The organism is Streptomonospora arabica, from assembly GCF_039531585.1.
Taxonomy (GTDB): domain Bacteria; phylum Actinomycetota; class Actinomycetes; order Streptosporangiales; family Streptosporangiaceae; genus Streptomonospora; species Streptomonospora halophila.
The window spans coordinates 82,528-97,932 of sequence record NZ_BAAAQI010000018.1; the positions used below are offsets into that span (position 1 = coordinate 82,528).

General features: G+C 70.5%; 8 protein-coding genes and 1 pseudogene. 1 reads left to right on the plus strand and 8 read right to left on the minus strand.

All coding sequences use genetic code 11. The annotated features are described in order from the left end of the window. The 6 genes and pseudogenes from ABD284_RS21980 to eccD form a co-directional block, all read right to left on the minus strand. Positions 1 to 1,504, minus strand: a pseudogene (locus ABD284_RS21980) (hypothetical protein); the annotation flags it as partial. A gap of 62 nt (positions 1,505 to 1,566) precedes the next feature. Continuing rightward, positions 1,567 to 4,311 carry a hypothetical protein gene (locus ABD284_RS21985; protein WP_344146870.1) on the minus strand — a complete coding sequence of 915 codons (2,745 nt, stop codon included), beginning with the start codon at positions 4,309 to 4,311 and terminating at the stop codon, positions 1,567 to 1,569. 510 nt (positions 4,312 to 4,821) lie between these two features. After that, positions 4,822 to 5,118 (minus strand): WXG100 family type VII secretion target, encoded by a 297-nt coding sequence (locus ABD284_RS21990; RefSeq protein WP_344146875.1) that lies wholly within the window; start codon positions 5,116 to 5,118, stop codon positions 4,822 to 4,824. Between the two features lie 69 nt (positions 5,119 to 5,187). Beyond that, on the minus strand, positions 5,188 to 5,511 hold the full coding sequence (locus ABD284_RS21995; protein ID WP_344146879.1) for a WXG100 family type VII secretion target: 324 nt from the start codon (positions 5,509 to 5,511) through the stop codon (positions 5,188 to 5,190). Between the two features lie 89 nt (positions 5,512 to 5,600). Further along, positions 5,601 to 7,052 (minus strand): type VII secretion protein EccB, encoded by a 1,452-nt coding sequence (eccB, locus tag ABD284_RS22000; RefSeq protein ID WP_344146882.1) that lies wholly within the window; start codon positions 7,050 to 7,052, stop codon positions 5,601 to 5,603. 1 nt (position 7,053) lies between these two features. Next, positions 7,054 to 8,454, minus strand: coding sequence for a type VII secretion integral membrane protein EccD (gene eccD / locus ABD284_RS22005; protein ID WP_344146886.1), 1,401 nt, complete (start codon positions 8,452 to 8,454; stop codon positions 7,054 to 7,056). 415 nt (positions 8,455 to 8,869) lie between these two features. Here eccD and eccCa point away from each other — a divergent pair, with 415 nt between their 5' ends. Continuing rightward, on the plus strand, positions 8,870 to 12,859 hold the full coding sequence (eccCa, locus tag ABD284_RS22010; protein ID WP_344146889.1) for a type VII secretion protein EccCa: 3,990 nt from the start codon (positions 8,870 to 8,872) through the stop codon (positions 12,857 to 12,859). A gap of 265 nt (positions 12,860 to 13,124) precedes the next feature. On the opposite strand, the gene ABD284_RS22015 is transcribed toward eccCa, so the two are convergent. Then, the gene (locus ABD284_RS22015; RefSeq protein ID WP_344146892.1) at positions 13,125 to 14,129 is read right to left on the minus strand and encodes an IS481 family transposase; all 1,005 of its coding nucleotides are present in this window, start codon (positions 14,127 to 14,129) and stop codon (positions 13,125 to 13,127) included. A gap of 120 nt (positions 14,130 to 14,249) precedes the next feature. Next, positions 14,250 to 15,338, minus strand: a complete 1,089-nt coding sequence (locus ABD284_RS22020; protein WP_344146895.1) for a S8 family serine peptidase — start codon at positions 15,336 to 15,338, stop codon at positions 14,250 to 14,252. Positions 15,339 to 15,405 lie beyond the last annotated feature (67 nt).

A 15,405-nucleotide genomic window follows, 5' to 3' on the forward strand; every position in this document is an offset into this window, starting at 1 on the left:
TGTTGTCGGGTCCGCCGAGTCCGTCGCCGCCGGGGCCGGAGTAGCCCTGGGGCATGGGGGGTGGGGTGTAGTTGCCGGGGTTGTTGTCGGGTCCGCCGAGTCCGTCGCCGCCGGGGCCGGAGTAGCCCTGGGGCATGGGGGGTGGGGTGTAGTTGCCGGGGTTGTTGTCGGGTCCGCCGAGTCCGTCGCCGCCGGGGCCGGAGTAGCCCTCGGGAATGGGAGGCGGAGTGTAGTTCCCGCCGCCGGGAGGCCCCTCCAACCCGCCGCCGTCGGGTCCGCCGAGGTTGTCGAACATGTCGTCCGGGAACATGTTGTCGAACATGTCGTCGGGGAACGTGTCGTCGAACATGTTGTCCGGGAAGACGTTCTCGAACATGTCGTCCGGAAAGACATTGTCGAACATGTCCTCCGGAAAGACGTCCTCGAAGAGGTCCTCCGGAATACCGCCGCCGCCACCACCGCCACCGCCCTGGTTTCCGGTGGTCTCGTAGGGAGAAAGCTGTTCGCCTATAGGCGTCTCGAACGGCTTGATTTTTCCGTAGGCGGTGTTGTAGACGTCGGTCATCGCTTCATAAAGGGCGTTGGCGGCCTCGTCGACGCCTTTGAACTTCTCTTCCCATCTCCGGTTGAGCTCGTTGAGGATGCCCGTCGTCGTGGGCCCGTCGCCCTCTTTCTCATCCTGGTCGGAAACGATCCCCGTAGTGCCGCCGTCAGTGTAGGTTATATGGAACTGCCCGCGTTCCGGGTTCCACTCCTGGGTTCCGGAAGTGGTATGGTGGTACCAATCGTAGAGTATGTTGTAAACTTTTGTGTTTTTGTCGTAATACCAGTCGTTCACCGCTTCTTCGAGGGCGCTGAGCTCCTTCGCGAGTTTGTCCGGTATCTCGCTCAACGGTGCATCGATATTGTTGAGCTGCTCGTACATGTCCTGGAGCCGGGTGGCCAACTCGTAGATCCGGTTTCCGAACGCGCCGGCGGCGGTCCCCTTGAACCCTCCGTCCTCCGAGAGGTTCAGATTCTCGAACTGCTTTACCAGTCCGCCTTTTCCGTCCGGGCCGCTGACGAAACCGCGAAGATCCACTTCCAGGTTGTTCACTTCGCGGGCGATCTTCGTCAGCGTCCCCTTCTCGTACGAGGTGGACCAGGTCCCCCGATCGAGAGCCACGTCGGTCAGCCGCTTGAGGCCCTCGCGGAACTTCGGCTCGTGGTCGTTCCACATGGCCTCGTTCAGCTGGTAGCCGGCATAGTGCGTTCCGACGTTGCGGTCGTAGGACCAGGTGTAGCCGCCGCTCCATACGGGGTCTTCCCAATAGTTGTACGACCACCACAGCTCGATGTCGTCCGGCTGGTTGAAATAGTTGTACGGCGGATAGTATTTTCCGTTGATAAGCCAGGGCTCATTGACGATCACACCCTTGTCCGCCATCCGGTCATGATGGCTCGTGCCGACCTTTGCGTCCTTGTCGGCGAAGATGTTCATGATCTCACTGACCTCACGCGGCATGGATTCTCATCCTCCATACGTCGGCTGCCGTGCGGTAGCGGATAGCGGTGCAGGCGGGCCCGTCACTCATTCTGCCCCCCGGGGTCCCCCGTCGTTTCGTCGGGAGGGCCGTTCCCCTGGTCCGATCCCCCGTAGCCGCCGGAACCGCCGGATTGCGGCGGCTCGCCGATGATGCCGACCAGTTCCTGCAGACTGAGTTCTTCGTCGTCTTCATGGGTTTCGAAGGTGATCACGTTCTTGTCGAGCTGCTCGGTGATGAGCTCCAGTTCCTTGCGGAGGTCACTAACGGCCGTGAATATCAACGGAAGCGACGGGTCGACCACGGACTTCACGTCCTTGGCCGGAGAAAACGAATTCGGGTCCCCGATTCGGAGAAAATCTCCTCCGCCCCCGTCGCCGGTCGACTGGTAGCGCCGGAACGTCGCCTCGTGGCCCTCCAGATGATCTGCGAGGAAAGTCTTGAGAATCGTGTTGAAGTCTCTGACCATCCGGTAGTTGATGGCCGTTACGTCGCCTTTTCCGCCCTCGCCCTCTCCGTCGCCGCCTTTGCCGTCGTCACCGCCCTGGTCGTCCTCTTCGCCGCCCTTGCCGCCGTCACCGTTGCCGTCGTCGTCGCCACCCTTTTCGTCCTCGCCACCGCCTTTCTCGTCCTCTTCGCCGCCCGTGTCGTCGCCGCCTTCGCCGTCCTCGCCGCCTTCGTCACCGCCTTTGCCGTCGTCCCCCTCGTCATCCTGGCCGCCCTTCTCGTCGTCGCCGTTGCCGTCGTTGCCGTTGTCGTCTTGGCCCCCCGGTTGACCGCCGCCTTCGCCCTGCTCCTCGTCTTCACTGTCCTCGGGGACAGTTGTGGTCACGGGCTGGAACGATGTCGCGGGGGAAGCGGGGACGGCGCCTTGACCGCCATTGCCGTCGCCCTGCTTACCGCCCTTGCCTTCCGGCTTCTCGGACGGTGTCGACTCGGTATCGGCGACGGGGGTACGTGCTGTTCGCTTCGCCTCGTATTCCGGGTCCGCTTGCGGAGGCGAATCGTTTGCGTCGACCGTCTCGGTTTCGGGGATGAACGCGCCGTTCCCGTCAAGGCCGGGTTGCTCGTCCGAGAGCTTTTTCAGGACGTCGTTCTCGTGGCTCTCCATCGGCTGCGCCTGGTGCTGGGTGTCACCCCCGTCGCCTCCGGGGCCTTCCTGCTGTGCAGGGGCGCCTTCGGACGGCGGGTCGTCCCCGGAGCCATCGGGGCCGCTGTCGCCCTGCCCCTGTGCCTGTCCCAGTCCGTGCTCCGGCCGGCTGTCCGGTTCTTCCTGGCGGTCCTGATCCGGCTGGCCACGCCCGTCGTCGCCGTCGTGCCCCTGCTGGTCGTCCCGGCTGTCCCGGTGGTCTTGGCCCGTATCGCCTGTTTCGCCGCCCTGACCGTCCTGACCGTCCTGGTCGTGCTGACCGTGCTGGTCATCCTGGTCGTCCTGGGCACCGTGGTCGCCGTGACCCTTCTCCTCGGAAGGGCCGCCCTTGTCCCCTGTGCCCTGGTCTCCGCCTGGATTCTCTGAGCCGTTGCCGGAGTCGCCTTCGCCGGCGGGCACGATGGAGATCTTCCCGGTCTCAGGATCGATGAAGAACTCGCCGTCGCCCGGATCGATGGTCACCGTGTCCGACTCCGGGTCGACGTCGACGCCGAGCTCGCCCGCGTCGATGGAGGTGGCCCCGGTCTCGGGATCAATGCTGATCTTGGGATCCTCGGGCGTGCCCTCCCCGTCCCCGCCACCGCCTTCGCGGTCGCCGCCGTCGTTCCGCACCCCCTCCTCGGGTGGCGTGCCGATGGTCAGCAGGCCGGTTTCCGGGTCGATGGACACCGGTGCGCCGCCGGGGTCGATGACCGTGCCCTCGGCCCCGTTCTCGCCGGGCACCACGGTGATGGGGTCGGCGCCGTAGTCGATGCCGATCTCTCCGGTATCGGGGTCGAGGCTTACCTCGCCCACCTCCGCGTCCGCATCCGCGCCGTCACCGTCTCCGCCGTTCTGGTCGGAGCCGTCCTCGTCCGCGTCTTCGCCGTCCGCGGCGTCCTCGCCGCCGCCGCTGTCGAAGCCGATCTCGGTGACCTGTCCGGGTTCCCCGCCTTCACCCTCGTCGGCGTCTCCGTCGGTCTTCTCGCCCTCCGAGTCGCCGACGGTCAACTTCCCGGTGTCGGGATCGATGCTGATGGTCTCGTCGCCCGGGTCGATCGCGATGGTGTCGGCCGCGGGATCGATCGTGATGTGCAGGCCGTCCAAGGTGACGGTGATGGTCCGCCCGTCCTCGCCCAGCGAGATCGGCGACCCCTCGCCGCCTTCACCGCCCTCGTCGTGCGAGCCCTCCTGGTCGCCGCCCGCGGAGCCGTCGTCCGTCAGCGCCACCAGCCGCCTCTCGACGGCCTGAGCGGGTTCGGCTTCGACCGCTTCGACCAGCTTGGTGCTCGATGCGGGCTCCAGCGGCACCGCTTCCTGTACCGGAACGCCCTCCCGCCCCACCATGGGCGACAGTGCCGCGCGGAACTCGGCCTCGCGGTCGACCACGGGTTCGGCGGGGCGCGCCGGCTCCACGGGTTCGGCGGGGCGAGCGGGCTCCACGGGTTCGAGCCGCCGGGTGTCAGCGAGCTGGAGGGGTTCCCCGTGATCAAGGGCGTCGGCGGGCCGGTCATCGGAGCGGTTCTGCGGAGGGCGGGACAGGTCGTCGCTCTCAGCCGGGCGGACGTGAACGCTCTTGAGGAACTCGGGGGAGGAGGCATCGTGGGGGGCGGGCTGCTCGCCGCCGGGAGCGCCTCCGCCGCCTTCGCCCATGTTCATGCGGATCAGTCCGGTGTCCGGGTCGACGGTGACACCGCCGCCTCCGGGGTCGATGACCGCGGCCTTGTCCGACCGGTCGACGGTGAAGACGCGGTCGCCCTGCTCGATCGTGATCCGCCCCGTTTCGGGGTCGTGGGTGACACGCCCGGACCCGCTGCCGTCCGCCCACGTCGTCTCCTCGGTGTCCGAGGGCGACGGGGTCGGCGCATCGGCGCTGATGATGAGCGGCTGCTCGTCCTCTGCGGCCGGGGTCTCGTCGCCGGAATTGTCGCGAGGGGGAATGGACACGGCTGTGTCTCCTAGGTCTCCGGTGCGCCGTCAGGCTGGTCGTCGGGGGAGTGCGGAGTCGTTGCCGCCGGGAGGCAGAAGGGAGAGAGGAGCGCGAGGGCGGAGGACCGGCCGGGGCGGCGAGCGCACCAGGGCAGGCCGCAACCTCCCCGAGGTCGGCCGTGTGCCGCCGGCGCGGCGGACGGTACCGCGCCGACGGCACTCCGCCGCTCTGGTCGCGCCCTACTTAAGGGCGTCCCACAGGGCGCCTTCGCGCAGGTCGGTCTCGTTGTAGTTCTGAGCGACCTGCTGGAGCGCCTGCTCGGCCTTGTTGAGCAGGAAACGCATGTCGTCGACGTTCTTGCGCCACATCGCCATCGCCTCGTCGTAGCTGGAGGCGGTGTCGCCTTCGAGCTCCGAGCGCACCGACGCCATTTCGCCGGCGAGCTTGTCGAGCGCGTTGGAGACGTTGTTGGTCTCGGTCCTCAATTGGCCGGTCACGTCCGCGACCCGGCCGTAGGTGATCTCGAAGCCGCTCATGGTTCTCTCCTTCGCGTGGAGGGTCGGTCGATTCGATCGATTCCGGGCACGGGCCCGTTGCGGCTCCGGTCAGCCCTGGTTCGGGTTGAGGTCGTTCATCCAGCGGCTGCTGGTGACGAGGTTGGTGTCCTCGGTGTCACGCATCTTGGTGCTGGTACCGCCCCACTGCTCCATCTTCCGGCCCATGTCGTTGACGATGAGCCGCAGCTCCTCCAGCCACTGCACGAGCGCCTCCTGGTAGACGGTGGAAGCGTCGCCCTTCCACGAGGGACGCAGGCTGTCGCGAGCGGAGTCGACCCTGCTGTAGACGTTGTTGCAGGTGGTGTGCGCGTCGGTCATGGCCTCCAGGGCGAGCCTGTTGGCCTCCTCGGTACTCCTGGTCTGTCCGGCCATTGCGGTCCTCCTCGGTTAGCGGGCGGGCTGCTCTTCATTGCGGTCGGATGGTCGGTCGCGGGCGGTCTCGGCGGCCGGTCCGGAGGCGGTTACGGGCATCCTCCTTCTCCGCCGCCCTCCGCCTCGGCGACGGGCCGGGCGGCCTGGGCGGGGGACAGCACGGGGCCCGTCGGCAGCAGCCGCAGCAGCGAGGTCGGTACCTGCTGAGCGTCGCTCGCCTGGTAGCCCAGTGCGGTCAGCGCCTCCTCGCTCGGTATGCGGTACTTGGCAGGGGTGTCGGTCACCAGGTAGGCGGATGAGGCGTCGGCGGTTCCGCCGACCGGGGAGGCGGTGGCGACGCCGCCCGCGCCGGTGGGGATGCCGATCCGGTCGGGGGTGGGGCAGCCGGGGGCGACGCCGGTCGACTCCGGCACCGTCCACGCGGTGATGGAGCCGACGGCGTACACCGCCAGCGCCAGGTCGCCGGACGAAGGCACCAGGCACGGCGCAACGCCCGCGTCCAGGGGTGCCGTCTCGGGCGGGGAGGCGGGTATGCCGCTGTCGGGCGGGCGCGCCGGTTCTGCGCCGGACGCCAGGTTGGCGTTGGCTTCGCCTGCCGGGATAGCGACGGCCGCGGGGTCGCCGCCGGGGTAGGCGGCGGCGGTCACGTCGAGGTCGGCCAGCAGCAGCAGGGCGTCGGTCAGGGTGAGCGGTACCAGCCCGTCCCGGGTGAGCAGGTAGTGCTGGTCCTCGCGCCCCTCCGGTGCGGCGACCGCGAACACCTGGCCGACGCGGCTGGGCGCCCCGGCGATGGCGGGCGCCTGCTCGCCGGCTCCGGCGACGTCGGGCGCGGAGAGGTCGGGAGCCGCCGGAACCGCCTCCAGGAACTCCTCGGGCACCGCGGTGGCGGGCGCCGTGCCGTAGCCGAGGGCTTGCAGGGCGCCGCCCTCGGCGTCGATGCGCAGGCGTCGGCCGTCCCACAGCAGGTGGCGGTCTCCGTCGGGCCCGGCGACGAGGAGGGCCTTGTCCCTGAGCGGGATGCCCGGACCGGGGTCGGGGCCCACGGTCAGGGCGCTGCGGCCCTTGCCGTCCTCGCCCGGAGGCAGGGCGCACAGCCGCCACAGGTTGTCCGCGGCCGTCTCGGCATTGGGCAGCGCGTCGGGCGCGCCGGGGATACCGATGCGGCTGCCGACGCGGACGCCGTCGAGCGATTCCGCGGTCACCCGGCTGACCTGGGGTTCGCCTTGGGAGGCGAGGCGGGCCGAGGCGTAGTTGGCGACCGGCCGCAGCTCCCCGCTGCCGTAGAGGTAGGTGACGCCGGAGTTCTTCTCGACGACGAGACGGCCCTCCTGCTGCCAGGACGTCGCGCCTCCCGGGAAGATCAGCCCCCAGACGAGGAAGCCGACGCAGATCAGTGCGCCGATGGCGACGCCGAGGTAGTTGCCGGTGCGGGTCCGGCGCATGGGCTGGTCGGCGGCGTCGGGATCGGCCTCCAGCATGGCCGTGCCCAGCCGCCCGACCGTGAAGTTGTAGGCCTGTACCCGGTCGCGTCGCGTCTGCATGTCAGCCGCCGATCGCCCGGATCACCGAAAAAACGCCGAAGGAGGCGAGGACGAGCGGGAAGACCGCGATGGTGATCAGCGACTGGATGATCTCGGCGGCGCGGCCCCAGTGCGGCAGCGGGCGGGTGCCCGGCAGGCTCCAGGACAGCACGCCCAGCACGGTGACCACCGCGAAGACCCCGAGCAGCGTCAACGAGCGTCCCACCGCCCCCGTGGAGGCTGCGAAGGACACGACGAGTGTCGCCAGGCCGAGGCAGGGCGGCGCCGTCATGAACGCCCGCTGCCAGGCGCCGGCCAGACCGCGTGTCTGGAGCAGCATTACCAGCGACACGAGGATGCACAGCGTGGTGGCCACCCAGCCCTCGGCGAGGGCGAGGACGATCAGGCACGCGGTGAGCACGGCACCGGTGGCCGCCAGCAGCGCGCTCTGGAACCGGTCGGCGAGCGCGGAGCGGTCCAGGACGCCGCGTGCGGGGAAGGGGTCGATGCCCTGCTGGAGCTGCTGGGGGTTGGATGGCAGGGGCGGCAGCCTCAGACCGGAGAGCCGGAAGGCGAGCTGGGGCGAATAGGTGCCCACGAGAAGGGTGAGCAGCCCGAGCGCGGCGGCGACGGCGGGCGGCGTGCCGTTGGGCAGCAGCATCAGGCCCAGGGCGCCCAGCACGATCAGGGCTTCGGCGGTGATCAGACCGGAGAAGAACGGGACCGCGCCGGCGACGGCGGCGACGCCGAGGACGGTGGCCCCCGCTGCGGTCATGGCCCCGGTCACGAGCTGGGCGCCCAGCAGCGCGGTCCCGGGGTCCCCGGTCGGCATGGCCGCGCCCGCGGTGCCCATGTACAGCGCCGCGGTCGCGGCGAGCCCGGACGCGGCGGGCAGGTCGCCCATGGCCCGCGAGGCCGCCCACGCGGAGATCAGCATGACCACGGCCGAGGCGGCGCAGGTCACCGCCGTCAGCAGGGTCAATCCGGCCACGGCCGGTACCGCCAGGCCGAGCAGCAGCCCGGTCAGCGCCAGCGACTGGAGCAGCACCCGGGTGAACGCCGGGCGCCACTTGTCCGGCCGCTCGGCCATGCCGGTGGCGATGCCGTCGATGAGGTCGTCGAAGTGGATGGGCGGGAGCTGGTCGCGGCGCGGCCGCAGGTACAGGGTCTCGCCGTGGCACAGGCCCAGCGAGTCCAGGGTCTCGTCCTCGTCCAGCGGATCGTCGCCCAACTGCTGGAGCACCCAGCCGTCGTGTTCGAGGCCGCTCTCGTCCAGGTCCTCGCCCTCGTCGCCTTCGGCGTAGAGGACCAGTGTGGGCAGGAGCTCGGCGACGGGGACGGCAGTGGGCGCGGCTATCTCGAACGACCGGTTCGGTGCGCGGATCTGCAGGCGGCAGAGGTCCGAAGCGGTGGTGTCGTTCATGGCCTACCCAGGTGCGGTTCTCGGGGGGCGGAAGCGGCGACAGGCGGCACGGCCGAGTTGTGGGCTGCGGCTGGGGAGGAGAGCTGCGGCTGAAAGGAGGCGCGGCCTGTTTGGCAGTATGTTGGATATTTGTTGCGAATACTTGATACCACATGGCAACGCTAGTGTTTAGAGGGTAGCGCCGTGGTAACCAACACCGCATCCCCGTCCCAACGGCGGCGTTGTGGCGGGCTTACCGATCAGGTACCGGACGGTTGCCGCGGCGTTTTCGCGATGTTCGGGTACGGCGCGTCCGCACGAGGGCCGAGCCCGCCCCCGACCGGCCCGGCAGTGCCTTCGGCCACGAACGCGGCCGCGGCGTGTGCGGGAAACGTCGTCGACGACGAAGGAAACGTCTGGTGAGGGTGAGGACCCCGTGAGCACGATCCTGGTCCGCCGACCGCCGCGCCGGCCCGGCCCCGACATGCCGTCCGGCACGATCTCGCTCCAGGAGCCGCCGGAGCTGTCCGAACCCGAATCGACCATGTCCTCGGTGCTGATGTACATGCCGATGGCCATGACCTCCATGTCGATGATGCTGCTGATCGTTCCGCGCTACATCGGCAGGGGCGGCGGCGGTGGCGGCGGGGGCGGCGACCTCATGGTCTACCTCGCCGGAGGCATGATGCTCGTCGGCGCGGTGGTGATGCTCGGCGGCCAGTACGTGCGCGCCCAGCTGGAGCGCCGCAACAAGCTCAACGGCGACCGGCAGGACTATCTGCGCTACCTCAAGCAGATGCGTACCAGGCTGCGCGAGGTCGTCACCGAGCAGCGCGACGCGATGCTGTGGCGGGCGCCGCACCCCGACGCGCTGTGGTCCATCGTGCGCACCTCCCGGCTGTGGGAGCGCCGGGCCGAGGACGACGACTTCGCCGAAGTGCGGATCGGAGTCGGCGAGCAGGCCATGGCGATGACCATCGCGCCGCTGTCGTCCAAACCCGTCGAAGACCTGGAACCGCTGAGCGCTCACGCGCTGCGCCGCTTCGTCCGCGCCTACACCACGGTCCAGGACCAGCCGGTGCTGGTCTACCTGCGCGGCTACGCCCGCATCTCGCTGCGCGGCGACCCCGAGGCATCCCGTGCCATGGTGCGCGCCCTCGTCGGCCAGCTCGCCGTCGCCCATCCGCACGACGAGCTGCGGGTGGCCGCGTGCGTCTCCGATGAGATGCGTCCGGCCTGGGCGTGGCTGAAGTGGCTGCCGCACAACCAGCACGCCACGGACACCGACGGCGTCGGCTCCACGCGGCTGATGGCCGCCGACGCCGTCGACCTGGAATCACTCATCGGGCCCGACCTCGCCGACCGCCCGCGCTTCGACCCCGACGCGTCCCCCAACCGCGACGAGCCCTTCACCGTCATCGTGCTCGACGGCGGCAAGGTCCCCGCCGGTTCGCGGTTCCTCGGCGGCGGCTACCGCAACGGCGTCGTCATCGAGCTCGACGACCCCATGCCGCCCGAGGACGACCCCTACACGCTCGCGCTCCAAGTCGAGCAGGGCGAGCTGGTCATGCTCTCCCGCGACAACAACGGGCGGCAGGTCACCACGTCCCTCGGCCGCCCCGACTCCCTCGGACCCAACCGGGCCGCCGGCCTCGGCCGGCTGCTGGCGCCCTACCGGATCGGCTTCACCTCCGAGGTCACCGAGCCGCTGACCACAGACTTCGAGCTGACCTCGCTCGTGGGTATCTCCAACCTGTACGAGCACGACGTGCAGCGCTCATGGAGCGAGCAGCACCCCAAGAACCGGCTGCGCGTCCCCCTGGGCATCGCGGCCGACGGCGGGCCGCTGGAGCTGGACATCAAGGAGTCGGCCCTGGGCGGCATGGGCCCCCACGGCATGCTCATCGGCGCCACCGGATCCGGCAAGAGCGAACTACTGCGCACCCTGGTGCTGGCGCTGGCCCTCACCCACTCTCCCGAGACCCTCAACTTCGTCCTCGTGGACTTCAAGGGCGGCGCCACCTTCATCGGGCTCGACAAGCTGCGCCACACCTCCGCGCTGATCACCAACCTCGCCGACGAGGCCATCCTGGTCGACCGCATGCAGGACGCGCTGCACGGCGAGCTCATCCGCCGCCAGGAGCTGCTGCGCTCGGCCGGCAACTTCTCCTCCATCCACGAGTACGAGAAGGCCCGCGAGTCCAACCCGCGGATGGACCCCATGCCGAGTCTGCTCGTGGTCGTGGACGAGTTCAGCGAGCTGCTGGCCGCCCACCGCGACTTCATGGACCTGTTCGTGATGATCGGGCGCCTGGGCCGCAGCCTCGGCGTGCACCTGCTGCTGGCCTCCCAGCGCCTGGACGAGGGCCGCATGCACCAGCTCGAAGGCCACCTCTCCTACCGGATCGGCCTGCGCACCTTCTCGGCGATGGAAAGCCGCGGCGTGCTGGGCGTGCCCGACGCCTACGAGCTGCCCCCCGTTCCGGGAAGCGGCTACCTGAAGAGCGACATCGAGACGCTCACCCGGTTCAAGGCCGCCTACGTGTCCGGCGCCTACCGCACCAAGCCGCGCGCGGTGAGCCGGGAGGGCGGGCCGCAGGGCGTCGTCGTGTTCTCCGACGACTACGTGCCCAAGCCCCAACCGGTGGACGAGGCGCCCGAGCCCGAACCCGAGGACGACTCCGCTCCCACACTGATCTCGGCGGCCCTCGACCGGCTGATGGACCACGGGCCGCCCGCCCGCGAGATCTGGCTGCCGCCGCTTGATGTACCGCTGCGCATGGACGAACTGCTGGCGATGGTCGGAGTGCACCTGCCGGAAGGCGGACTCGCCTGGACCGGGAGCGGGCGCCTGGAGGTGCCGCTGGGCATCATCGACCGCCCCTTCGAGCACACCCGGCTGCCGCTGAAAGCCGACCTCACCGGCGCCGGCGGCCACGTCGGCATCGCCGGAGGTCCGCAGAGCGGCAAGAGCACCGCGCTCGCCCTGCTGATGCTCAGCCTCGCCGTACTCAACACCCCCGCGCAGGTGCAGTTCTACTGCATCGACTGCGGCGGCGGCGTGCTCCAGACACTCAACGGGCTGCCGCACGTGGGCAGCGTCGCCGCGCGGACCGAGGAGCGGCGCATCGTCCGCACCATCCTGGAGCTGCACGAACTGCTCACCAACCGCGAGGCGCAGTTCGCCGAGCACGGCATCGACTCCATGGCCACCTACCGGCGCCGACGGGCGGCGGGCGAGTTCGCCGACGACCCCTACGGAGACGTCTTCCTGGTCGTCGACGGCTGGGGCACCATCCGGCAGGAGTTCGCCGACCACGTTTCCTCGATCCTGCAACTGGTCCAGCGCGGCCTGAACTACGGCATCCACGTCGTCGTGGCCTCGCCCCGGTGGGCCGACTTCCACACCGGCCTGCGGGACCTGCTGGGCACCCGCTTCGAGCTGCGGCTCGGCGACCCGGTCGACTCCATCGTGCACATGCGCGCCGCCCAGACCGTGCCGCGCACGCCGGGCCGCGGCATCACCGAGGACAAGTACCACTTCCTCACCGGCCTGCCGCGCGCCGACGGCAGTGCCGACCCGGTGACCCTGTCCGCGGGCGTCAGCGACCTGATCTCGCGCGTTACCGACGGGTGGGGCGACGGCCCCCAGGCGCCGGCGGTGCGTACCCTGCCCCCGGTCCTGCACGCCCGCGAGCTTCCGGCCTCCGAGCTGACCGAGACCGGAGGGCTGAAGGTGTCGCTGGGGGTGGAGGGCCGCCGGATGAAGCCGTTCTGGCACGACTTCTCCGCCACACCGCACCTGATCGTCGTCGGCGACACCGAGACCGGCAAGACCACGCTGGTCCGCCACATCACCAATGCCATCCGGGACCACTACGACGCCCAGAGCGCCCGCGTGGTGCTGGTCGACCAGCGGCGCCAGCTCTTCGACGCCGTACCGCGCGACATGCAGCTCGGCTACGCGGTCACCGGCGAGAGCATGCAGGAGATGATGCAGGCCGCCGCGGGCGCCATGCGCGAGCGGCTGCCCGGCCCCGACATCACCCCCGAGCGGCTGCGCCGCCGCGACTGGTGGACCGGGCCCGAACTGTTCCTCGTGGTCGACGACTACGAGATGATGTCGGGCAGCGGGCCCAGCCCGCTCGCGCCGCTGCAGCCGATGCTCTCCCAAGGCGCGGAGATCGGCATGCACCTGATCCTGGTGCACGCGGCCGGCGGGTTCAGCCGCGCGGCCTCCGACCCGGTCATCCGCACCATGATCGACGGCAACGCACCCGCGGTGCTGTTCTCGGCGCCGCAGTCCGAGGGCGTGCTGTTCGGCAGCATCCGGCCCCGCCGCATGCCGCCGGGCCGCGCGCTGTGGATCTCCCGCCGCGACCCGATCGAGGTGCAGATGGCCATCGCCGAGGGCATGGAGGAATGACCGGCGATGGAGGAGCGACCGGCACGGTCGGGCACGGGGCCGCGGGCCGGCGCGGGCCGGAAGGGCCGAGCCCCTTCGGCGCGCACAGGGTGCAGCAGGACCGACTCGTCTATGACAAACAGGGCGCGCGGTGGAATCTCTCCCCATACCACCTGCTGGCGTTTTCATTCTGGCGCGGACGGACTCTCGGATCTGTGTATCGGACGCGTGGCGGCGGGCTGTATTTCGTGCTCGCCCTGACCGCACCCGCCGCGGCTGAACGGGCTTAGCTGTATGAGGGCTGGACGTTGGTGACAGCGGCATGGAGACGTGAGACCGGAGGCTGGCCGCCGGCGGCGCTGTGCGGCCGATGGTAGTTGTAGTGGATGTTCCAGGTCGCCAGAGCCGCTGAGCGTTCGCCCTCGCTTCCGTAGGACCGGGCGTAGAGGACCTCTTCGGCCATGATCCGCTGGTAACGCTCGGCCTTGCCGTTGTGCTGGGGCTTGAACGGCCTGGTCCGGCGATGCTTGGTGCGTCGGCCGACGATCCGGGAGAAGACCTGCGAGCGGTAGCAGGCGCCGTTGTCGGTGACCACCCGATGCAGGTGGGTGATGCCGTGGGCGGCGAAGAACACCTTCGCCCGCGCCAGGAAGGCGGCCGCGGTGGCGCCTTTCTCGTCGCCCAGCGCCTCGGTGTAGGCCAGGCGGGAGAACCCGTCCACGGCGGAGTGGAGGTAGAGGTAACCGCCCGCGGCCCCGGCGCTCTTGGCCCGGTCGGCCGCTCGTGTCTGCGCGGAGTCGCGGCCGTGCACGCGCCATCCCCCGCCGTCGGGGATGCGGCCGACCTTCTTCACATCCAGATGGACCATGTGGCCGGGCCAGTACGCGGTGATCCGGCCCGGAGCGCGGTTCGACGCGCCGGCGGGGTCGATGAACCGCCGCCGGGCGAGACCGAGTCGGGCCAGATGGCGGGTGACGGTGCGCCGGTCGAGCATGGTGCCGCAGGCGGCGAGTTCGGCGGTGATCCGGGCCGCGGACCACTTGTGCTCGCGCCGCCAGGCCTCGATCGCGGCGACGGTCGCGCCCGAGGCGGCCCGCGGACTGCGGTGCGGGACCGAGGAGCGCTCGTACAGGCCGGTCGCACCGTAGCGGCGGTACCGGTTGACCCACTTGGAGGCACACGCCCGCGAGATGCCCATCTCAGCGGCTACGTGGGAGATCGGGCGGCCCTGGCAGCGCTCTACGAGGCGACGGCGTCCCTCGGCGGACAGAGGCGCATTACGGTGGGACACGAGAGCAGGTCCTTTCCGGTGGCTCGATGGGTCGTTGGCGCTTCTCATCATCGCCGCCGGGGGCCTGCTCTCCTCATGTCACCCCTGCGTCAGCGTCAACAACCTCCCACCCCGCAACACTTAGCCGTCGTCGCCGTCGTCGGGGGCGGGCGAGATCTGCTCGTCCGCCGCGGCGGGGCGCCAGGCGCGGGCGCGGCCCCTGCGCAGGACGACCGCGCCCAGTGCGCAGAACACGACGACCAGGCCCGCGCCTCCCGCGATCGCGATCGTCACGGGAGCATCCCAGGTGCCCTCCGGCGGCGGGGCGGCGACGAAGCGGGCGCCTCCGCCCGCGGGCGGCTCTCCCCGCTCCGGGCTGTTCGTCAGGGCCGCCACCGGATCGATCGGGCCGCGGCCCACGGCCTCGCCGCTCGCGCCGAGAGTGGCGCCGCGCGCCGTCGCCATCAGCCTCTCCCGCACCTCGGCGGCCGACAGGTCGGGCTCGCGGGAACGCACCAGAGCCGCGGTCCCCGCGGCGAACGCGGCGGCGACTCCGTCTCCGCCGCCCACATAGTGGCCGCCGTCGGGGCCCACGCCCATCACCCGCGATCCGGGCGCGGTCACGTCGGTGCGCGCCGTCTCACCGCCGCCGTCCAGCGGCAGCGGTGAGACGAGCACCGGCTCGCCCTTCGGGTCGTAGGAGCCGACGCTGAGCACCTCCGGATGCTGCGCCGGATGGCCCGGCAGCGTCTCGCCTTGCGGGGTCACCGACGCGGGAGCCACGACCAGCGCGTCCGCCGACGCCGCCGCGGTGACCGCGTCGTCCAGCGCGCCGGCGCCCTCCCACGCCGCAGTGCCCACCAGCACCACGTCGGCGCCCGCGTCGACGGCGTCACCGATCCCGGAGGCGATCTCTCCGGCGGTCACCGCGCCGGACTGCGGGTCGCCGACGGGTATCCTGACGATCTCGGCGGCGGGCGCGACCCCCGTGAACCCGCTGCCGGACACGGGGCGCGCTCCGACGACCCCGGCGAGGAAGGTGCCGTAACCGCTGCAATCCTCCCCGCTTGTGCCGGTCACGGCGTCGGACAGGGCCTCGGGGCTTGCGGAGATGCGCGGGGCCAGGACCGCCACCGTCGTCCCGGACCCGTCGTCGAGTTCGCGGGCCTGCTCCAGCCCGAGTGAGACTCCGGTCCACGGCCTGCGTGAGACCGTGGCCGAACTCTGCACGCACTCGGCATCGGTACCCGGGAAGGCGGAGATCTGCGGCAGGGCCCGGGGATCGGTGGACGGCGAG